Raw genomic sequence first — 19,712 nt, 5'->3', positions numbered from 1 at the left:
GTCGGCCGCCGCGCCCCACCGGGCGCGGCGAGTCACGCGGGCTGGTCCAGGGATTCGAGTTCGGTCCGCAGCGCGACGACCTCGGCGGCGAGTTCGTCGCGCAACTGTTCGCGTTCCAGCAGGCTGGCGCGCATGCTGTCGATGGTGTCGTTCATGGCCGCCAGCTTCTGGTCCGCGCCGGACAGGCGCCATTCGATGACCCCGCGGCGGTCGACATCTTCGCTGGCCTTGCTCACCCAAGCCACGACGTAGTCGAGCCAGTCCGGCTGCTTGGGCATCTCCTCGGTGGCATCCCAGCCGCGCCGGGCCGCCGTCTTCGCGGAGAGCACCCGCTCACCGGCGAGGCCGTCGGCGGGCGCGTTCATCTGCACGTGGCTGAGCTTGCCTGCGGTCGTCACGACGGCGGTCAGCCGGTAGCGCCCGGCGAGATGCATCTTCAGCTCCGCCGCGCCACGCCCGTCGGCATCCATCGCGCCGAGCCACGGGCCGTCGGCCGCATTGATGATCGACTCGAGCATGCCGAGCTGTCCGGCGGCGCGGCGCACCCGGTTCGCGTGCTCGCGTAGTTCGTCCGGCGTGGCGGTCATCTGGTCCCAGTGCATCGCACCTACTTCCTCGTCGACCGGCTCCCAAAGATTGGGAACTGCTACGAACGTACATTCGTCGCTCGCGCAACCGTGGGAGATGTGCGGCGTCGGCGGCTCGCGGCCGCACTTGACTTGGAGTGCACTCCAGGTCGTAGCGTGAAGGCTCTGAGTCGCCCACACACGAGGGGATCCTTCAATGGAACTCGGTTTTCACATTCCGATATTCGACATCGACGGCGGCACGGCGGCGATCGCCGGCGAGCTGACCAGGGTGGGCGCCGCGGCCGAGGCGTCCGGCGCGACCTGGTTGTCGTTCATGGACCACTACTTTCAGATCGAGCCGACCGGGCGGCCCGCCGAGTCGAACATGCTCGAGGGCTACACCACGCTCGGGTTCCTGGCCGCGCACACCTCGACCATCCAACTCGGCCTGCTCGTCACCGGCGTGACCTATCGGCATCCCGGCCTGCTCGCCAAGATCGTCACCACGCTCGACGTGCTCTCCGGCGGCCGGGCCGCGCTCGGCATCGGCGCGGCCTGGTTCGAGCGCGAGCACCTCGGGCTCGGCGTGCCGTACCCGCCGATCGCCGAGCGGTTCGAGCGGTTGGAGGAGGCGCTGCGCATCTGCCTGCAGATGTGGGATCCGGCGAACAACGGGCCGTTCGAGGGCAAGCACTATCAGCTGGCCGAGACGCTCTGCTCGCCGCAGCCGATCAACCGGCCCAAGATCCTCATCGGCGGCAGCGGCGAGCGCAAGACGCTGCGGCTGGTCGCGCAGTACGGCGACGCGTGCAACCTCTTCGGCAGCGCGCCTGCGGATATCGAGCACAAATTGGACGTGCTGCGCCGGCACTGCGACGACGTCGGCCGGGATTTCAACCAGCTCCGGATCACCATCATGGCCAACAATCCCCGGCCGACGCCGGATACCCGCGACGAATTCGTCCGGAGCATGGCCGATTACGCGAAGCTCGGCGTGCACGCCGTCATCATCACCCCGACCACCGGATCGCCCGCGGCGTGGATCGACAAGATGGCGCCTGCGGTCCCGCAGCTCGCCGAACTCGGCTGACCCTCAGAACGGGTAGGTCGCGGGGCGGTGCCGCATGGTGATCCACCGCGTTTCGGTGAACGCCTCGAGGTTCGCGGCGGTGCCGCCGAAGCGGCTGCCGGTGCCCGAGGCGCCGAACCCGCCGAACGGGGCGACGGCTTCGTCGCTGACGGTTTGATCGTTGATATGCACTATCCCGGTGGGGATCCGGTCGGCGAGGGCGAGTCCCCGGGCCGCGTCGGCGGTGACAATGCCGAGGCTGAGCGCGTATTCGTCGGCGGCGGCCAGGCGCACGGCCTCGTCCACGGTGCGGAACGACAGGACGGGCGCGACCGGACCGAACACCTCCTGCGCGTACGCGGGCATCCTCGGCGAAACACCGGCGAGCACGGTGGGGCGGTAGAACAGCTCGCGATAGCTGCCGCCCGCCGCCAGGTCGGCGCCCGCGTCGACGGTCGAGGTGACGAGGTGGTGGATCTTGTCGCGCTGGCCCGCATCGATGATCGGGCCGAGCGCGACCTGTTCGGTGGCCGGGTCGCCGACCGGGAGCGCGTCGGCCTTGGCGGCGAGCAACGCGATGTAGTCGTCGACGAGGCTTTCGTGCACCAGATGGCGGCCGGTCGCCATGCAGATCTGGCCCGAGTGCAGGAAGGAACCCCACGCGCCGAGCCCGGCGGCCGCGTCCAGGTCGGCGTCGTCGAGCACGATCAACGCCGAATTGCCGCCGAGTTCCAGATGCACCCGCTTCAGGTGCCGCGCGGCCAACTCACCTACTCGGCGACCGACCTCGGTGGACCCGGTGAATGAAATGACCGGGACGAGCGGATCGGTAACCAACGCCTCGCCGATATCGGCACCACCCGGCAGCACGTGCAGCACGCCCTCGGGCAGCCCGGCCGTCTCGAAAATCCGGGCCAGCGCCACTCCCCCGGAGACGGCCGTGCGCGAATCCGGTTTGAGCACAACGGCATTGCCGAGCGCGAGCGCGGGCGCGACCGAGCGGATAGCCAGGATGAGCGCGAAGTTGAACGGCGCGATCACCCCGACCGTGCCGACCGGCACCCGCCGGGTCATCGAGAGGCGGTCGTACTCGGTGGGCAACAGCACGCCCATCGGCGTCGAGGCCAGCGCCGCCGCCTCGAAGCATTCCTGAGCTGCCGCATCGGTTTCCACGGTCGCCTTGGCGGGAACCGATCCTGATTCGCGGATCAGCCAGTGCTGTAGATCGGAGGCGTACTGCTGGAACAGATCTCCGGCGCGACGCAAGACGGCGGCACGTTCGTGGAACGGCTGCGCCGCCCAATCCCGTTGACTCGCAACCGCGGATCGGGTTGCCGCGGTCAGGTCATCGACCGTCGCGATCCCGATCCGCCCGAGTTCGGCTCCGGTGGCAGGCTCGACGACCGGCGCGGTGACGGCGGCCGCACGCCAACCGTTGCTGAAAATCTTGCCTGCCCACGTCGTCGGCTCGAGCAAGTCTGTTCGGGTGGGCATAGTCATCGGTCTCTCTCGACGGAAATCGCTCGCGACCAATGATTTCACCGAACCGACGAGTCGGCTCCGCTTCGCCGAAGTTCTCCTTCGCCACCCGCGAAACAGCTGATCGCCGAACAAGGTTGGGCGTCAACCTTGTTCGGCGATCGAGTCGGATCGGCCGACCAGCTAGATGCCACCGGCGAGTGCGCCGAGGCCTTCGCCCAGGCCGCCGAGTCCGCCCAAAGCGTCACCCAAGCCGCCGAGTCCGCCCAGAGCGTCACCCGCACCGGCGAGTCCACCCAAAGCGTCACCGGCATCGCCGAGTCCGCCGAACGCATCACCCGCGCCGCCGAGTCCGTCTAGGAGGCCACCGAGTCCGCCGAGGTCGTCACCGCCACCGGTGAGTGCCCCGAGGCCGTCACCCGAGTCGTCGCCGCCGTTCCCGAACCAGTCGAAGCCATCGGAGGACGCGTCGCCTGCGGAATCACCGGCGTCCTTCGAGAAGATGTCGCTCCAGGAATCCTCGGGCGAATCGCCTGCGCCGTCGGCAGATTCGTCCGCACCGTCACCCAGCGAGTCCTCGGACAAATCGCCGCCGTCACCCGCGGACTCATCCGAACCCTGCGAATCCTCGGCCGAATCGCCTCCGTCACCGGCGGACTCGTCCGCACCGTCACCCGACGAATCCTCGGACGAATCACCCTCACCATTCGAAGACTCGTCCGAACCGTCGCCCGAGGGGTCCTCCGACGAATCGCCTGCGCCGTCCGACGACTCGTCCGAGCCGTCACCCGACGGGTCCTCCGACGAATCACCGTCGCCGTCCGAGCCGTCGCCCGAAGGATCCTTGGACTCGTCGCCGCCATCCGAAGGCTTGTCGCCGCCGTCGGAGGGCTTGTCCTTATCGCCACCGCCGGAAGGCTTGTCGCCTCCGCCGGACGGCTTGTCCTTGTCGCCTCCGCCCGAAGGCTTGTCCTTGTCACCGCCGGACGGCTTGTCTTTGTCACCACCGGACGGCTTATCTTTGTCACCACCTGAGGGCTTGTCCTTATCTCCCCCGGACGGCTTGTCTTTGTCCTTCTCTTTGCCCTTGTCCTTGTCTTTATCTTTGTCCTTGTCGGCGCCGTCGGACGCGCCGAAATCCTGCGTCCAGTAAGGGGTGCCGTCGCCGCTCTTGGCGTAGCCGACACCGATGTCCTTCAGCCCGCAGTTCAGGATGTTCGCCCGGTGGCCTTCGCTGTTCATCCACGCGTCGACGACCTCGGACGCGCTGGTCTGCCCCTCGGCGATGTTCTCGGCCCAGGTCTGTGCCTTGTAGCCCGCCGCGCTGATCCGGTCGCCCGGATCACCTTTCGACGAGTTGTGGTCCAGGTTGCCGCTGGCCGCCATGTCCTTGGTGTGGGCCTGCGCGGCTTCGGTGAGGTGCTCTTCGGATTTCAGCGCGGAGCAGCCCGCTTTGGTGCGTGCGGCGTTGGTCAGGCTGATCACCTCGTCGGCGGGCGAATCGGCCGCCGACGCCGAGGGAGCTCCAGCAAACGTCACAGCAAAAGCTGATACTCCGAAAGCGGTGGACAATGTGAGCATTGTTGCCGGCGAAAGTTTCCGCGGTGCACTGTGCTTACCCATGAGATGCCTTCTTGTTGCTGGTTGGCGGCCGTGCGTCGCCCTGAGATCAGAGGGCGCTGCCGGAGAGCAGGCCGAGCAGGGGCGCGAGGCCACCCGCCGCCTTGCTGCCGGTGGCGGCGCTACCGGCAGCCGCCGTGCTGCCGGTGCCGAGCGCCTTGGCCAGCGGCGCGACAGCGGCGCTGCCGGTGTTGAGGCTCTTCGCCAACCCGGTGAGCGTGGCGCTGCCGCTGTTCAGCAGCTCCAACGGATCTGCCGCGGGCTTGTCGGCCGCAGGCTTGGCCTTCGGCTTGGCGCCGGGCTTCTTCTTCTTGGGCGGCGCCACATTTCGGCTGTGGTGGCCCTGCCCGTTCGCGGCCAGTACCCGCTTCGCCTTGGCCGGAGCCGGTGCCACGTGGTCGCTCTGGTCGGCGACGGTCGTCGTTTCCGCGACGGCCTGTCCCGCTCCGCTGTGCGCCGAGACGCCGAGGCCGATCAAGGTCGCCGTCGACAGAATCGCCAATCGGGCCGGGATCTGGTTTTTGCTAGGTGCGCTGTGCTTACCCATGAGACGCTTCTTTCGGAGTTGGTCGATCGCGTGGTCGGATCGCCTGTCCCCCAAAGGCACAGGCTCGGTGCCGCCGAGTCGAGCTACAGGCCGGGACCTCCCGACCGCCGTTGGTCGGTGGCCTGGCTCGCCGGTGCCACCAAATTGTTGATCGCATTTGAGGTTAGAACTCAGCGCAGCAACCCACGACTTGTAAGTCGAATTCTAAAATCGAGTTGAGGGCTGATTAACAGCGACACAGGCGATCACGGTCTGATCACGCCCGGATCACATCGGATCACGAACGTTCCCGCTGGGCGGCCGACCAAGCCGCGCTCACGCGCGGTGTGCACGCTGCCGCGCGTCCGATCGGCCGGACCCCGACACAGCGCAGCCCGGCGATCAGGGACGCTGATCGACCGGGCTGCGGAGTCTGGCGTGGGCTACCGGAACGGCGGCTCGTTGAAGGTGCGCAGCTTGCGCGAATGCAGCCGATCTCCCTCGGCGCGCAACAGTTCCACGGCCCGGATGCCGATCTGCAGGTGTTCCGAGATGGCCCCTTCGTAGAAACGATTCGCCTGGCCGGGCAGTTTGATTTCACCGTGCAGCGGTTTATCCGAGACGCACAGCAAAGTGCCGTAGGGCACCCGGAAGCGATATCCCTGCGCGGCGATCGTGGCACTTTCCATATCGATCGCGACCGCACGACTCAGGTTGAAACGCAAGGCCGACGCGGAGTAGCGCAGTTCCCAGTTCCGATCGTCGGTGGTCACCACGGTACCGGTGCGCAGCCGCTGCTTCACCGCTTCGCCCGGCATGCCGCTGACGATCTTGGTGGCGTCGTACAGCGCCCGCTGCACCTCGGCGATGCTGGGAATCGGAATATCCGGCGGCAGCACCGAATCCAGCACGTGATCGTCGCGCAGGTACGCGTGCGCGAGCACGTAGTCGCCGATCGCCTGGCTCTCCCGCAGGCCGCCGCAGTGGCCGATCATCAGCCACGCGTGCGGGCGCAGCACCGCGAGGTGATCGCAGATGGTCTTCGCGTTCGACGGTCCGACACCGATGTTCACCAGGGTGATGCCGCGTCGATCGGCCGAGGTCAGGTGCCAGGCGGGCATCTGATGTTTCTTCCAGGCGAGATCCGACGTTGTTGCCGCGCCCAGGGTTTCGGCGGTGATCACGGTGCCGCCCGGACACGAGAGGCCGTCGTACGGGCTGTCGGGGTCGGCGATCTGCTCGCAGGCCCAGCGCACGAATTCGTCGACATAACGGGTGTAATTGGTGAACAGCACGAACGGCTGGAAATGGTCCACCGGCGTTCCGGTGTAGTGCTGCAAGCGCGCCAGCGAGAAATCGGTGCGCAGCGCGTCGAAATGGCTGAGCGGGAAGGTGTCGATGGCGTTGAAGATGCCGTCGGCGGTTTCGTCACCGATGCTGGCCAGGTCGGTGGTCGGGAAATACCTGGCCATCACCGCGGCCATCGAACTGTCGAGGGTGAGGTCGGCGCGATCGATCACATAGGGAAACGGGATCTCCTGCCGGGACGGCGAAACCTCGATGCGCACCTCGTAGTCGCGCTCGATCATCTCCAATTGCTCCGTCAGGTAATGACGCAGCAGATCCGGGCGGGTGATCGTGGTGGCATAGCTGCCCGGCCGGGTGAACCGCCCCCACGCGCGCGAGCGATTCTTCGGCGGCGCGGCACCGTCCCAGCTGATGCGCAGTTCTGGATAGACGAACAAGCCCGCGTCGCGGGTGGCCTCGTCCGGCACGGTGCCGTTCTCGACGAAGGCCCGGATCGCCTCGCGCAACGCGTCGACGGAGCGCTGATAGTGCGTTTCCAGCTGATCCAGGGCCTCGGCGCTGGTCAACGAACTGGCTGGTGGCCGATTCGGCATGGGTCTCCCTGCGTCGCGTTCGGAAGTTGTCGCAAGGACACCGTATTTCACTGTGTCTGCGGAGGCAGTTGCCGCACTGCTGAGCGCACCAATTGCAGTATCCGGGGCCACTTTTCGGACTCGGGATCGATGAGGTCGAAGTGGTGGGCGTCCGGTAGTACCAGCGATTCGGCCGGACTGTCCTGGCTCAGTGCGACGGGGACGGTCTGATCGTTGATGCCGTGCACCAGGAGTACGCCAGGAGGGCGCGGTGACAGACGCACTTGGGGGTCGAGGTCGGCGTATCGGCGCGGCTGTTGTTCGGGAGTTCCGCCCATCCAGGCGGTGACCGCGTGATCGCCGAGGTGTAGTCGGGATGCGCGCGCGAGATCCGCTACCGGTGCCAACGCGAGGACTGCGGCCGGACGCCGATACGCCCGTGTCAGCGCCAGCATCCCACCCGCGGAGTGGCCGGCCCACAGCACCGGTTCGGCCAAGTGGGACTCGAAGAGGTCCAGGTCCGCGATCGTCACCGACGGATCCCCCGGCACTCGCCGATATTCCAGCAGCACGACCCGCTGACCTGCCCGCGCGAGTGCACGGGCGAACGGCCTGGCGTGGGTCCGATCGATGGTGGGCCGAAAGTAGCCGCCGTGGACGAACACCAGCGTTGGTCCCGGTTCGCCGAATACTTCGATCACCTGGTCCGCATGCGGGCCGTAGGAGGTGACACTGCCCATATCGCCGGTCTGCCGCTCCAAGCGGTCGACTGCGGTGCGTTCCTGCTGCTGGAAACCCTGGTGATCGGTCAACGGTCGCCCTTCTCTTACAGGCAAATTAGCAAAGTTGCGATCTATGGCTCGGAGAACCGGCTCGAGGTACATTATTTATACGCGTACTGAAACTGGGAGGGAACGCGATGACCGTGCTCGACGTCGCTACGGCGACGGAACAGTCCACCCCCTCGCCGAGGGCCGATTCCACAGCAGGACAAGGTATTTCGAACCTGCTTCGCCCGCATGCACCAGGTTTCGCCGCAGTCGTCATCCTGCAGGTCGTCGGCGCTGTCGCCGGTCTCGCGCCGCTGCTGGCAGTGGTCGAACTGGGGCGAACACTGTTGTCGCCCGGCCCGATCGAGCACGGTCACGTCTGGGCCGTCGTAATCGCCGGTGCGGTAGGCATGTTCGTGCGACTGCTGTGCACGGCCGCGTCGGCCGGTATCGGGCACATCGTCGACAACCAGGTGCAGCTGTCATTTCGCAGGCAACTGGCCGAGCGGCTCGGGCGGGCGCCGATCGGCTGGTTCTCCCAGCGCCGCACCGGCGAGCTGGCGAAGGTGGTCGGCGAGGACGTCAGCACCGTGCACCCGTTCATCGCGCATGCTCCGGGCGAGCTCGTCTCCGCATTCGTGGTGCCGCTGATATCGCTGGTCTACCTGTTCACCATCGATTGGCGGCTCACGCTGATCACGCTGATACCGGTGGTGCTGGCGATTGCCCTTGTCCCGCTGATGATGACGCCGACCCGGCAGCGCGAGCAGGCGGTATTCGATACGGCCATGGGGCGGATCGCGAGTTCGGTGGTCGAGTTCGTACAAGGCATCTCGGTGGTCAAGGCGTTCGGCGGCTCCGGGCGGGCGCACAGTAAATTCCGTACGGCCGCCGACGATTTCGTAGACACCTTCGTGCACTGGGTGCGCGCGGTCTCCGCGATCGCCGCGGGGATGCAGCTGGCGCTGTCGCCGCCGTTCGTGCTGCTCGTCGTGTTGATCGGCGGTACGACGCTGATCACGAACGGCTCGATGGCACCGGCGGATCTACTGCCCTTCCTGCTACTCGGGCTGGGACTGACCGCGCCGGTGGCGGCGCTCGGCCACGGCTTCGACGATATGCAGGCCGCCGGGCGGGCGGTCGGGCGGATCAAGGACGTGCTCGCCGTGCCGTCATTGCCGGAACCCGCGCATCCTGTTGCGGCACAAGGACATCGGGTGGAACTGCGGGGTGTTCGCTTCGGCTACGACCCCGAGCACGAGGTGTTGCGCGGGATCGACCTGGTGCTCGAGCCGGGGACCGTCACCGCGCTCGTCGGCCCGTCGGGCAGCGGGAAGTCCACGCTGGTTCAGCTGTTGCCGCGGTTCTTCGACCCGACGCACGGTTCGGTGCTGCTCGGCGGGGTGGATCTGCGCGAGCTCAGCAGCCGGGAGCTCTATCGGACGGTTTCCTTTGTCTTCCAGGATGTTCGGCTGCTGCGCGCGTCGATCGCGGACAATATCGCGCTGGCGGTGCCGGAGACCGACCGCGATGAGGTGGTGCGCATCGCGAAGCTGGCGAATATCCACGATCGAATTCTCGAGCTGCCGCGTGGCTACGAGTCGGTGATCGGCGACGACGTCAAGCTGTCCGGCGGTGAGGCACAACGTATTTCGATCGCGCGTGCCCTGCTCGCCGCCGCGCCGGTTCTCGTGCTCGACGAAGCGACCGCCTTCGCCGACCCGCAGACCGAGCGCGCGGTGCGCGATGCACTGGCGACGTTGGCGGGCGATCGGACAATTCTGGTGATCGCGCACCGGCTGGAGACGGTCGCCGACGCTGACACGGTCGTGGTGTTGGCGGACGGAGCGATCATCGAGCGCGGCAGGCCCAGCGAGTTGCTCACGCAGCACGGAAAGTTCGCGGAGTTCTGGCAATCGCACCGATCCGCACTCACCGATGAGATCGAAACCCAAGTACGGCAAGGAGACTCGCGCTGATGATGCGAATGCTGTTGCAGGTGTTGGGACAGGAATACGCCCGGACGATGCGTCGCACCATGGCGCTGATGACGATCACCGCGGTGGTCGAGGGTTTGTCCTACGCACTGCTGGTTCCGGTGTTGCGGGCACTGTTCGGGAGCGATCCAGGAGCTGCTCGGCCGTGGTTGCTCGCGTTCGGTGTCGCGGTCGCGGCGTACGCGGCGTTGCGTTATCGCAGTGATCTGTCCGGATTCCGGGTCGGGGCAACGATGTTGCGCGGGATGTATCACCGGCTCGGCGATCATCTGGCCCGCTTGCCCATCGGCTGGTACAGCGCCGATCGGGTCGGCGAGGTGTCCGTCATGGCCAGTCGTGGTCTGCTGCAGGCGATGAGCGTGTCGGCGCATCTGCTGGCGCCGTTCATCGCCGCCTGTGTGACTCCGCTGACGATCATCGTCGTGATGTTCGCGTTCAACTGGCAGTTGGGGTTGGCCGCTTTGGTCGCCGTCCCTGTTGTCGCGGCGGTGCAGATCTGGACCGGCCGCTCGATGGCAGCTGCCGATATAGCGAGCGCCGACCGCGGCCGCGAGGCATCCGGGCGTGTTATCGAATATCTCCAGGCGCAGCCGGTGCTGCGGGCGGGCGGCCGGACGGGCGAACGGTTCGAACTGCTCGACGATTCATTGCGGGAAGCTCAGCGTGCGGCCCGCCGTTCCACGCTGTCGGCGGTGCCCGGGGTGGTGGGGCTGACGCTCACGGTGCAGGCCGCGTTCACCGGGCTGCTGATCCTCGGCACCTACCTTGCACTCGGCGGAAACATCGGCGCGGCAGAACTTTTGGCGATCCTGGTGCTCACCGCCCGCTGCGCCGATCCGCTGCTTTCGCTGTCGGATATCGGTGGCAAGCTGCGCGGCGCGCGTGCCGAGTTGGCCCGGCTCGACGCGGTGTTGCGCACCGAGCCGCTGCCGGAACCTCGGGAACCGATCACGCCGGTCGGCCGAGACCTGCGGTTCGAGTCCGTCACCTTCCGACAGCACGACCGCACCTTGATCAATGACCTGACGTTGTCTGTGCCGGAGGGACAGCGGCTCGCCATTGTCGGCCCCTCCGGCGCGGGCAAAAGCACCCTGCTCCAATTGCTCGCGCGGTTCTACGACGTAGACACCGGCGCGGTGCGGGTGGGCGGTGTCGACGTGCGCGCGATCAGCACGGAGATACTGATGCGGCAGATCGCCATCGTCTTCCAGGATGTCTACCTATTCGACGGCACGATCGAGGAGAACGTGCGCCTCGGCCGTCCCGACGCCGACGACACCGAGGTGCGCGCGGCCGCGACCGCCGCCCAGTTGGACGACGTGATCGAGCGGCTGCCCAGTGGCTGGAAGACGAATGTCGGTGAGGGTGGCGCGCTGCTGTCCGGCGGTGAGCGCCAACGTGTTTCGATCGCGCGAGCCCTGCTGAAGGACTCCCCCATCGTGCTCCTGGACGAGGTGACCTCCGCACTGGACCCAGTGAACGAGGCGGCCGTCCACGCAGGAATCGAACGCCTGATGTCCGGCCGGACAGTGGTGCTGGTCGCCCATCGCCTGCGCACCGTGCGAAGCGCCGACCACATCATGTTTCTCGACGGCGGCCGAATCATCGAGCAGGGCACCCACGAGGACCTACTGCGTCGCGGCGGTCGCTACGCGAATTTCTGGGACATCGCGATGGCGCCCGTCGCGAGTGAATGAGTCAGACCGTGCGGGCCATCAGGATGTCGTCGACATAGGTGCCGTCGATGAGGAATTCGTGGTGGAGGGTGCCTTCGACGGTGAAACCCATGCGTTCGTAGAGTCGGCGGGCGTCGGTGTTCGGGGCGAGGACGCGCAGGGTCAGGCGGGTGGCGCCCGCGCCGCGGGCTTCGGCGAAAGCGCTTTCGAGGAGGTCTGTTCCGATGCCGTGGCGGCGGAATTCCTCGTCGACGGCGAGGCCCTGGATCTGGCGGACGTGCGCGGCGCTCGGGACCGGTATCGGCTGAACGAGGCGGAGGTAGCCGACCAGACGGTTGTCGAGTTCGGCGACAAGGTAGTGCTCCGGTTCGCTGGCTTCGCCGAAAAACGTGGCGTCACGTGGTGGGCGCGGGGCGATCTCGGCCACCGGGTTCCAGCTGCGCCAGTTGAGATCGGCGAGTGCCGCCTCGTCCTGAGGAGTCGCTTTACGGATGTTCACCATCGCCATGCGCTCCAGTCTGCCTGGTGCGCGGCGGTTTTCGCTGGGCCGACTGCATCAGCCGGTCAGCGAGTGCTGCGACGAGGTCGCGGAGCTCGTCGGGTCGTTCGATGACGAACGGCAGGTCCAGGGACGCGAGCAAGGGAGGTAACCAGTCGAGGCGTTCGGCCCGCAGTTCGACGCGGGACCAGTCCGAATCCGATGACGGCTCCGTCACGATCGCGACGCTGGCGGGGAGTCGGGTGCGAATCTGCTCGGTGGTGCCTTGGATCCGGAGAGTCACCTCATGCCGGTAGGGCGCGGTGGCGAGTCCGGTCAGCACACGCGCTGCAGGGTCGAATTCGGCAGGCGGTTCGAACGAACCGGGCAGCGTGCGTGCGGCGGTGATGCGATCCAGCCGGAACGTTCGGTCTTCGCCGATCGCGGGGTCTGAACCGATCACGTACCACCGGCCCGAATGCGCGACGAGTCCATATGGGTGCAGCGTGCGTTCGGTGTGCCGGCCGTCGGCGGCGGTGTACCGGATCGAAATCGGCCAGTGCTGGCGGACCGCGTCGGCGATCGTGAGCAGAACCGCGGTCTCCGGAGCGGTCGTCTCGCCGGGCGTGGCGGTGAAGGCGAGCGAGCCGAGCACGGCATCGAGCCTGCGACCGAGCCGCTCCGGCAATACCCGCCGAATCTTCGCCGCCGCCGTCTCGCTCGCCGACCCCGTGCTCGTCAGCAAGCCTGCGCGCCGCCCCGCGACCAGGCCGAGCAGCACGGCCAGCGCTTCGTCATCGCTCAGCATGAGCGGTGGCATCCGGTACCCCGAGGCGAGCCGATAGCCGCCGTAGCGGCCGCGCACCGATTCGACCGGCACGTCGAGGTCGAGCAGGTGATCGACATACCGGCGCACCGTTCGCTCATCGACCTCGAGCCGGTCGGCAAGTTCCGCCACGGTCCGAGTACCACCCGCCTGCAAAAGCTCCAGCAATGCGAGCACGCGAGCAATAGGCCGGGACATGACCTAAGTCTCTCTCATATACCGGGCGGATTCTGTCCGGTATCAGCCATACCGTTCGGTCGAGACCACCAACCGACCAGGAGAGCACCCATGAACTTCGTCTCGATCCGCATCATCACCGCCGACATCACCCGCCTCGTCGCCTTCTACGAACGCGCCACCGGCCTGCAAGCAAACTGGTCCACCGAAGACTTCGCCGAACTCACCACGCCGTCCGCGACCCTCGCAATCGGCAGCACCCGCACCGTCCCTCTCTTCGCCCCCAACTCCGCCCGCCCCGCCGACAACCACAGCGTCATCATCGAATTCCTAGTCGACGACGTAGACACCATCTACAAAAACCTGACCACCTTCATCCCCGACTTCGTCACCGAACCCACCACCATGCCCTGGGGCAACCGCGCCCTCCTCTTCCGAGACCCAGACGGCAACCTCATCAACTTCTTCACCCCGGTAACCCCCGCCGCCATCGAAAAGTTCACTCGCTGAGCCGATTTCGATCTCAAATGCGCTCGCTGAATAGACTCACGGCATGTATGTCCCCTGCGCGGTCTTCCGGCGAACCCCGCTGGAGAGAGCGGATAAGGACCTGTCATGGCACCGGGACGACCAGTCGTTCTTCGCTGCCGGTGCGTGCCACATCCTGGCCTATGCGTTCCTGGAGGTCCATCCGGGCGAGTTCCGCCCAATCGGACTGTGGCCGAACGGAGCTGACGATCCCTGCCACGTCTACGCCTCCGACGGTCGATGGGCATTCGACCATTGCGGATGGACGCCGGAGTCGGAGCTACTCGCCGTCTCTCAGGCTGCTGAGCCCTGCGAACCACGGCCGATCCACGTGGACCTCGACGAACTCTGCGCCCGACACTGGCACCGGGCTCGGGCCGAGTTCGCGCACGACCCTTGGCATCGTGCGCACGCGTACATCGCGCGATTCATCGACCCACGACATTGACAACCACGGCCCCTGAGCGGCCGACGGTCAACTGCTCGTAGGCGATTCCGCGCGCTGAGTGTCGACCGTTTCCGCTGACGGCTGCGGGCGAGCCGTCGATCGGTGTAGGGCTATGGCTGTAACTGCCAGGAGTACCACGGTCAGCCAGAGGTAGGCGTTGCGGTAGAGGAGGGAGGGGCGGGCTCGGTCGGCGTAGTCGAAAATGCTGACCAGGGTTGGGTCGTAGAAGGTGAGGATGCCGCTGGAGACGACCAGTGCGGTTGCCAGGAAGGCGAGGGGGGCGAGGAGGCCGCGGCGGCGGAGGGCCAGGTCGGCCAGGTAGATGAGAAGTGGTGCTAGCCAGACCCAATGGTGTACCCAGCTGAAGGGGGATACGGCTGTCATGGTGACGCCGACGCACACTACGGCGGGTAGTTCATGGCCCATTCGGGAGAGGCGGCGGGCCAGGTATAGGCAGAGAGCGGCCATGGCGGCTGCGCCGGCCAACCAGAGCAACTGATGTGCGCCTTCGACGCCGACCGCGCGGGCGATCATGCCGCGCAGCGATTCGTTCGACAGGTTCGCGGGTATGCCGACGCGTTGCGGGTCGAGGAAGGCGCCACTCCAGTACGTCAGCGAATCCTTCGGCAGCACAGCGAAACCGATGACCATGGTCGCGGCGAACGCGCCTACCGCGGTCGCCGCGGCCCGGTAGCGCCGGGTGACCACCAGGTAGAGCACGAAGAAAGCCGGAGTCAGTTTGATGCCTGCGGCGATACCCGTCAGCACACCCTTCCAGCGCGAGGTGTCGGGTAGCGCCATGTCCACGATGACGATCAGCAACAGGAAGATGTTGACCTGACCGAAGGCCATGGTCATGCGGATGGGTTCGCACCACATCAGCAGTCCGGCGACCGCGACGGCCGCGATGGCCAGTCGTCGATCCCGCCGATAGCCGAGCATCGACAGCGCCACCCAGCAGGACACGGCCAGCATCACGAAATTGCCGAGGCCGCCGACGACCGTGTACAGGTCGCCGTGTATCCAGCGCAGCGGAACGAACAGGAGTGCGGCGAACGGGGTGTAGACGAACTCCCAGACACCTCGGGTGTTGCCGAGCAGCGGACTGTCGTACACCGAGACGTGATGGCTCACTCGATCGCCGGCGATCTGATAGACGCTCAGGTCGATCAGATGCAGCATTATCTGCCGATGCTCGAGCACCTGCACCAGGTAATACCCACCGGCGACGACACCGGCCAGCACGATCGTCCACCACACCAGCGGCGCGATGGTGCGAGGCTCATTCGGCGCGGGGGCGGACATTTCGATGTTCTCGATCGTCGATGTCGACAAACTCAACTCCCAGCTATCCGACTCCGTGCGCGCCACCCCACGCTAGCGGCGACCGAGCGCGCTTTCCAGCGCGACCGCAACTGGGCATACCCACGGAAGTCTCCGATACACGGCCCGACGCTGTCACGCATCGAATGACGCGGCAGCTCAAGCCGTTTGGTTACTCGATACCAATCAGGCTGCGGTGACCGCGTTCTCGTCGCGGAGTTCGTAAAGCCGTCTTGCGCGAACTGGATCAAGCGGACGAAACGGTCGAAATCCGCAAGACGGGCGCGCACGGCGCAACGACCGAGCAGACCGGTCAGGAATCGAGAAGCGCTGGTCACCGGGCGGCACCTAGCGTTGCTCCCATGAACATCAGCACTGATCAGACCACTATCGAGTCCGTCACCCTCGAGGTTTCCGACCCCGCGGCGGCCACCGCCTTCTACGACGCCGCGTTCGGCCTCGGAAACCAACTGCGCATCCGCGCCACCGACGCACCGACGAACGGATTCCGCGGGTACATCCTCTCGCTCGTGGTGTCGCAGCCGAGCACCGTCGACAGCCTGATCGGCACCGCGCTCGACGCGGGCGCGGTGACGATCAAGCAGGCCAAGAAGAGCTTCTGGGGCTACGGCGGCGTGATCCAGGCGCCGGACGGGGCGATCTGGAAGGTCGCGACCTCGGCGAAGAAGGACACCGGCCCGGCCACCAGGGCGGTCGATGATTTCGTGGTGCTGCTCGGCGTCGACAACGTCAAGGCGACCAAGCAGTTCTACGTCGACCGCGGCCTGACCGTCGGCAAGAGCTTCGGCAGCAAGTACGTCGAGTTCGAGGCGCCGGCGTCGTCGGTCAAGCTGGCGCTGTACGGGCGCAAGGCCGCCGCCAAGGACGCGGGTGTCGATCCGGCGGGCACCGGATCGCACCGCATCGTGCTCGGCAGCGGTATCGGCCCGTTCGCCGACCCGGACGGGTTCGTCTGGGCAGCCGGGCACTAGCCGAGGCTGAAGGGTTGGCCCCACAGGGTCTCCGAATCGTCCATCACGTTGTCGTGCACGGTGACCGTCGTGTAGGCGCGGGCTTCGGCGGCGCCTGCGCACCCCTCAACGGACAGTGTGTGATTCACGTACTGGGTGATGCCCGAGGTGCCGGTGAAGGAGTAGTCCTCGATCTTCTTCGTTGCCACCTTTCCCGGCTTGAGCTGAATGCTCATCGAGGGATCGGCGTAGGGCGAGACACCCGATTTGTTGACGGTGCCACCGGCGTAACCGCCCGCGCTGAGACCGTCGTTGCCGCCACCGTCCTTGCCCGGCTTGTCAGGGGTATCCGGTTTCGGGTCGCTCGGGGTATCGCCACTACCGTCCGCGTGGGTGGCACTGCCCAGATCGACCTGGCAGCCCACCAGGTAACCGGTCTCGATCCGGCCGCCGCTGACCGTGACCTCGGCGGGCACGGTGAGGTGGATCGACGTCACACCCGATACCCAGGCGTTGCGCGACAGCGGACTCGCGGCCATCGAGCCGGAGATGGTCGCTTGTTCGCCGGTGCGGTCGACCGCCGCGACGACACCATCGCGAACCGTGAACTGATCATGTCCATCCGGCAGTGTCACCGACGTGTCCGCGTGTGCCAGACCCGCCGGGATCAGCAGGAATGCGCACGCCACCGCGGCGCACAATGAACCGCGCATCGCGTTGTTCCTCTCGTTCGATCGCACGCTCAACCCACACTGAACGGGTCGCCGTACAGCATCACTTCGGCAGAACCCTGGTCGTTGGTCACGGTCAGCGCGCTGTATGCGCGGGCCTGTGCGAATCCGCCGCATCCGCTCAGCTGAATACCGCGATTGCGGTAGGCGATGCCGACAGCGCCCGCCGCCGGATCGAGCTTCTTGGTGCCGAACTTGACCACCGCCACGGCCCCCGGGCCCAGCTTGATGCTGGGGCTCAATTCCGGTGACACCGAGTCGGGCGACAGGTAGACGTCGCCGCCGAGGGACAACCCACCGGACAGATCCACCTGGCAGCCGACCAGATAACCGGTCTCCAGGGTGCCCGCTGTCGCGCCGGGGACGGTGGCGTAGGTGGTGCCCGATAGCTGCGCCGTTCGGGACATGCCGTTCGCGGCCAGCGACGGCGAGATGATCGCGGTCTCACCGGTCCTGGTCAGGTCGACCGGAATGCCGGTCGCCGTGGTCAGGGCCTGTTCACCGTCCGGCAGCGGGACCACCGTGTCGGCGCTCGCGACCCCGCCGCCGAGCATCAGCATCGCCAGCGCGACACCGATCCCGGCCACGCCGCGGCAGGCACCATCAACAACCCTCATCAAACCTCATCCTCGACAGCCATCAGGAACCGCAAACTTCGCACGCGAAGTTGAACGTCAGCTGGGAATCAGCGGTGGGCTTGCTGTACGCCGGCGCGGGGGTCGCAATTGTCCAATTAGGTTCCGGCGGGGTCGAATTCGCTAGGCGTTCGGGGCGACCCCGGCGCGACGCAGTGCGTCGACGGTGGTTTCCGGTGAAGTGTTGAAGCAGAACACCGTTCCGCTCAACACGTTGACGATCCGTTCGAACAACAGGGTGTGCTCCGGGATCATCCGGATCGCGCCGCCGATCATCGCCACGGCGATCGGGCCGTCGGCGAGGTGTGCGCGGATCTCGTGTTCGGCCTCGTCGGGTTCGGTGCCGACCAGACAGGACACCGCGTCGAAGCCTGCCGCGCGCATCGCGGCGTGCCCGGTTTCGATGCGCGCGAGCAGCTTCGGCTCGTCCAGGTCCGGAAATTGACTGTAGTCAAGGGATTTCGGATGCAGACCGATTGTCAGGATGCGACCAGCCGTGGGTCGCGGGGACTCTTCATGGACCATGCCGATACTCCCGTACGCGATTTACCTTTGACTACAAAGGTATCACTACGGCACCAGCAGATACCACTCCGCGAACGTGCCCTTGATCGGCCAGGACGCCGCCATAACCTTGGCCGGACCCATCCCGACCCACAGATCCGCCGTCACGGTCTCCCCCGGCGTCGCACCGGCACCGACCCAGACATCCTGAGTCCGCAGCCCCGCCGAACCCACCCAGCCCAGCTTCACCTGATTGCCACAAGGACCACCCAGATACCCCCGCGGCGTCACGTGCGCCAGCACATGCCCCGGCCTGCGCGGTGCCGCCTCGAGCGCAACGTCGATCGCGCCCGCACAGAACTTCGCGTCACCGAAGGAGAACAGCGTGGTGCCGACCGTCGTCACCTGCGGCAGCGGATCCGCCTGCGCCGGCGCCACCACCCCCATGCCCACAACAGCACCCACCGCTGCCAACATCCCCACCAAGATCCGCCGCGCCCTCATCAGCTGATAACCCTTCCCGCATAACAACATTCACGACCGAGCCACTAACCTCGTCCACCCGGCCACAGACACCAAGCAACAGCGCACCATTGCGCAGCAGCAGTCATTTCACGGGTCAGCGTAGCGAAACACCCCACACATGGCGGCTCAGTTAAGACCTACCTAACAGGTCCTGAAGTCCCGCTCCGCCAACACAATTCGCCTGCCGACATCAGCAGCGCCGGGCGGGGTAATACTAGTGATCGACATTGAGCCCCTCCTGAGACGCAGACGCCGATAAATATGTTGCCCCGCAGTGGATTTCGAATGATATGCGCATCCTGAAGGGGCGCGTCTTCAACGGTAGTGAGGGAATTTCGAGACGGGAAGGCGTAAGGACGACAACCAATTGCGTTCAGCGGACAGGTTTGTGTGCGGCCGCCAGGCGAATCAGCCCTCGGCCAATTCCTCGGCCGAGGCTTGTCCCGCGGTGCTGGTGCGGCGCAGGAAGTCGGCGATCACCTCGAGTTCGGCTGCGGAGTAGTGCTCGCAGACCTCGTCCATTCGGGTGTTCATCCCGGCGAACACCTCGAAGAGGGTCGAATTGCGTTCGCGCACTGCGCGAAGGGTGACTGCGCGACGGTCCGTTGATTCCGGATCGCGCTCGCGCTGGACCCAGCCGCCCTTCTGTAGCCGGTCGAGGATCCCGGTCAAGGTCGCCGGGTGCAGGCCGGCCTGGCGCGCCAGCGCGGTCGGGGTCATCGGGCCATATCGATTGACTAGGTCGAGGCAGGTCCAGTCGATATCCCTGAGCTCGACCCGGCCGCCGAACCTGCGGTTGAGCAGCGACAGCTGAATGTTCAAGTCGCGCATCGCTTCCTTGACGGCAACGGTGAGCTGCCGCCGCTGCCGCGCCCCGGCCCGATCTGCTACTGAACTCACACAGCGCTACTCTCACGTCAGTTTGTATGGATTCCGTATCGTATCGTGGCGCCGGACCGATCGACGCCACCGCAGACCGG

At 66.4% G+C, this 19,712-nt stretch carries 19 protein-coding genes; 5 read left to right on the top strand and 14 right to left on the bottom strand.

Features of this window, described 5'->3' with window-relative positions; all coding sequences use genetic code 11:
• Window positions 1-32: 32 nt before the first annotated feature.
• On the bottom strand, window positions 33-602 hold the full coding sequence (locus tag ACFWF1_RS13900; protein WP_379290117.1) for a hypothetical protein: 570 nt from the start codon (window positions 600-602) through the stop codon (window positions 33-35).
• 181 nt (window positions 603-783) lie between these two features.
• Between ACFWF1_RS13900 and ACFWF1_RS13895 the strand changes: the two genes are divergently transcribed.
• On the top strand, window positions 784-1,659 hold the full coding sequence (locus ACFWF1_RS13895) for an LLM class F420-dependent oxidoreductase (RefSeq protein WP_379290115.1): 876 nt from the start codon (window positions 784-786) through the stop codon (window positions 1,657-1,659).
• A gap of 3 nt (window positions 1,660-1,662) precedes the next feature.
• On the opposite strand, the gene ACFWF1_RS13890 is transcribed toward ACFWF1_RS13895, so the two are convergent.
• The 5 genes from ACFWF1_RS13890 to ACFWF1_RS13870 all read right to left on the bottom strand — a co-directional run bounded on the left by ACFWF1_RS13890 (window position 1,663) and on the right by ACFWF1_RS13870 (window position 7,955).
• Window positions 1,663-3,132 carry a benzaldehyde dehydrogenase gene (locus ACFWF1_RS13890; RefSeq protein ID WP_379290113.1) on the bottom strand — a complete coding sequence of 490 codons (1,470 nt, stop codon included), beginning with the start codon at window positions 3,130-3,132 and terminating at the stop codon, window positions 1,663-1,665.
• A gap of 168 nt (window positions 3,133-3,300) precedes the next feature.
• Complete coding sequence (locus ACFWF1_RS13885) at window positions 3,301-4,656, bottom strand: CAP domain-containing protein (protein WP_379290111.1); 1,356 nt, start codon at window positions 4,654-4,656, stop codon at window positions 3,301-3,303.
• Between the two features lie 130 nt (window positions 4,657-4,786).
• Window positions 4,787-5,284, bottom strand: a complete 498-nt coding sequence (locus tag ACFWF1_RS13880; protein WP_379290109.1) for a hypothetical protein — start codon at window positions 5,282-5,284, stop codon at window positions 4,787-4,789.
• 422 nt (window positions 5,285-5,706) lie between these two features.
• On the bottom strand, window positions 5,707-7,164 hold the full coding sequence (locus tag ACFWF1_RS13875) for an AMP nucleosidase (RefSeq protein ID WP_379290107.1): 1,458 nt from the start codon (window positions 7,162-7,164) through the stop codon (window positions 5,707-5,709).
• 47 nt (window positions 7,165-7,211) lie between these two features.
• Complete coding sequence (locus ACFWF1_RS13870; RefSeq protein ID WP_379290105.1) at window positions 7,212-7,955, bottom strand: alpha/beta hydrolase family protein; 744 nt, start codon at window positions 7,953-7,955, stop codon at window positions 7,212-7,214.
• A gap of 107 nt (window positions 7,956-8,062) precedes the next feature.
• On the opposite strand from ACFWF1_RS13870, the gene ACFWF1_RS13865 reads away from it, so the two are divergent.
• Window positions 8,063-9,892: an ABC transporter ATP-binding protein gene (locus ACFWF1_RS13865; protein WP_379290103.1), complete on the top strand. Its 1,830-nt coding sequence runs from the start codon at window positions 8,063-8,065 to the stop codon at window positions 9,890-9,892.
• Window positions 9,892-11,607 carry an ABC transporter ATP-binding protein gene (locus ACFWF1_RS13860; RefSeq protein ID WP_379290101.1) on the top strand — a complete coding sequence of 572 codons (1,716 nt, stop codon included), beginning with the start codon at window positions 9,892-9,894 and terminating at the stop codon, window positions 11,605-11,607. The genes ACFWF1_RS13865 and ACFWF1_RS13860 overlap by 1 nt, the downstream gene beginning before the upstream one ends.
• Window position 11,608: 1 nt before the next feature.
• On the opposite strand, the gene ACFWF1_RS13855 is transcribed toward ACFWF1_RS13860, so the two are convergent.
• A complete protein-coding gene (locus ACFWF1_RS13855; RefSeq protein WP_379290099.1) occupies window positions 11,609-12,094 on the bottom strand; it encodes a GNAT family N-acetyltransferase in 486 nt (161 codons plus the stop codon).
• Window positions 12,072-13,088 (bottom strand): helix-turn-helix transcriptional regulator, encoded by a 1,017-nt coding sequence (locus tag ACFWF1_RS13850; protein WP_379290097.1) that lies wholly within the window; start codon window positions 13,086-13,088, stop codon window positions 12,072-12,074. Before ACFWF1_RS13850 ends, ACFWF1_RS13855 begins: the two co-directional genes overlap by 23 nt.
• A gap of 90 nt (window positions 13,089-13,178) precedes the next feature.
• On the opposite strand from ACFWF1_RS13850, the gene ACFWF1_RS13845 reads away from it, so the two are divergent.
• On the top strand, window positions 13,179-13,577 hold the full coding sequence (locus tag ACFWF1_RS13845; protein WP_379290095.1) for a VOC family protein: 399 nt from the start codon (window positions 13,179-13,181) through the stop codon (window positions 13,575-13,577).
• Window positions 13,578-14,070: 493 nt separating this feature from the next.
• On the opposite strand, the gene ACFWF1_RS13840 is transcribed toward ACFWF1_RS13845, so the two are convergent.
• Window positions 14,071-15,378, bottom strand: coding sequence for a glycosyltransferase 87 family protein (locus tag ACFWF1_RS13840; RefSeq protein WP_379290093.1), 1,308 nt, complete (start codon window positions 15,376-15,378; stop codon window positions 14,071-14,073).
• A 350-nt stretch (window positions 15,379-15,728) separates the two neighbouring features.
• Between ACFWF1_RS13840 and ACFWF1_RS13835 the strand changes: the two genes are divergently transcribed.
• Window positions 15,729-16,358: a glyoxalase gene (locus ACFWF1_RS13835; RefSeq protein ID WP_379290091.1), complete on the top strand. Its 630-nt coding sequence runs from the start codon at window positions 15,729-15,731 to the stop codon at window positions 16,356-16,358.
• Here the strand turns inward: ACFWF1_RS13835 and ACFWF1_RS13830 are convergent.
• From ACFWF1_RS13830 to ACFWF1_RS13810, 5 genes are all read right to left on the bottom strand, one after another.
• A complete protein-coding gene (locus tag ACFWF1_RS13830) occupies window positions 16,355-17,050 on the bottom strand; it encodes an MspA family porin (protein ID WP_379290089.1) in 696 nt (231 codons plus the stop codon). The two genes, ACFWF1_RS13835 and ACFWF1_RS13830, sit on opposite strands and share 4 nt — an antisense overlap.
• 29 nt (window positions 17,051-17,079) lie before the next feature.
• On the bottom strand, window positions 17,080-17,685 hold the full coding sequence (locus tag ACFWF1_RS13825; protein ID WP_379290087.1) for an MspA family porin: 606 nt from the start codon (window positions 17,683-17,685) through the stop codon (window positions 17,080-17,082).
• 141 nt (window positions 17,686-17,826) lie between these two features.
• Entirely contained in the window at window positions 17,827-18,228 is a 402-nt protein-coding gene (locus tag ACFWF1_RS13820) for a hypothetical protein (RefSeq protein ID WP_379290086.1), read from the bottom strand.
• 45 nt (window positions 18,229-18,273) lie between these two features.
• A complete protein-coding gene (locus tag ACFWF1_RS13815) occupies window positions 18,274-18,672 on the bottom strand; it encodes a hypothetical protein (RefSeq protein ID WP_379290084.1) in 399 nt (132 codons plus the stop codon).
• Window positions 18,673-19,140: 468 nt separating this feature from the next.
• A complete protein-coding gene (locus ACFWF1_RS13810; RefSeq protein ID WP_379290082.1) occupies window positions 19,141-19,632 on the bottom strand; it encodes a MarR family winged helix-turn-helix transcriptional regulator in 492 nt (163 codons plus the stop codon).
• Between the last annotated feature and the right edge of the window lie 80 nt (window positions 19,633-19,712).

Source organism: Nocardia sp. NPDC060255 (assembly GCF_042727395.1).
Classification (GTDB): domain Bacteria; phylum Actinomycetota; class Actinomycetes; order Mycobacteriales; family Mycobacteriaceae; genus Nocardia.
The sequence above is the reverse complement of the archived record's forward strand: the minus strand, read 5'-3'. Positions and strand labels throughout refer to the sequence as shown.

Excerpts from the sequence above, each read along its gene's own strand:
- ACFWF1_RS13820 (WP_379290086.1), bottom strand. The coding sequence starts at position 18,228 with ATGGTCCATGAAGAGTCCCCGCGACCCACGGCTGGTCGCATCCTGACA.
- ACFWF1_RS13855 (WP_379290099.1), bottom strand. The coding sequence starts at position 12,094 with ATGGCGATGGTGAACATCCGTAAAGCGACTCCTCAGGACGAGGCGGCA.
- ACFWF1_RS13825 (WP_379290087.1), bottom strand. The coding sequence starts at position 17,685 with ATGAGGGTTGTTGATGGTGCCTGCCGCGGCGTGGCCGGGATCGGTGTC.
- ACFWF1_RS13835 (WP_379290091.1), top strand. The coding sequence starts at position 15,729 with ATGAACATCAGCACTGATCAGACCACTATCGAGTCCGTCACCCTCGAG.
- ACFWF1_RS13875 (WP_379290107.1), bottom strand. The coding sequence starts at position 7,164 with ATGCCGAATCGGCCACCAGCCAGTTCGTTGACCAGCGCCGAGGCCCTG.
- ACFWF1_RS13860 (WP_379290101.1), top strand. The coding sequence starts at position 9,892 with ATGATGCGAATGCTGTTGCAGGTGTTGGGACAGGAATACGCCCGGACG.
- ACFWF1_RS13880 (WP_379290109.1), bottom strand. The coding sequence starts at position 5,284 with ATGGGTAAGCACAGCGCACCTAGCAAAAACCAGATCCCGGCCCGATTG.
- ACFWF1_RS13845 (WP_379290095.1), top strand. The coding sequence starts at position 13,179 with ATGAACTTCGTCTCGATCCGCATCATCACCGCCGACATCACCCGCCTC.
- ACFWF1_RS13900 (WP_379290117.1), bottom strand. The coding sequence starts at position 602 with ATGCACTGGGACCAGATGACCGCCACGCCGGACGAACTACGCGAGCAC.
- ACFWF1_RS13895 (WP_379290115.1), top strand. The coding sequence starts at position 784 with ATGGAACTCGGTTTTCACATTCCGATATTCGACATCGACGGCGGCACG.
- ACFWF1_RS13850 (WP_379290097.1), bottom strand. The coding sequence starts at position 13,088 with ATGTCCCGGCCTATTGCTCGCGTGCTCGCATTGCTGGAGCTTTTGCAG.
- ACFWF1_RS13865 (WP_379290103.1), top strand. The coding sequence starts at position 8,063 with ATGACCGTGCTCGACGTCGCTACGGCGACGGAACAGTCCACCCCCTCG.
- ACFWF1_RS13830 (WP_379290089.1), bottom strand. The coding sequence starts at position 17,050 with ATGCGCGGTTCATTGTGCGCCGCGGTGGCGTGCGCATTCCTGCTGATC.
- ACFWF1_RS13890 (WP_379290113.1), bottom strand. The coding sequence starts at position 3,132 with ATGCCCACCCGAACAGACTTGCTCGAGCCGACGACGTGGGCAGGCAAG.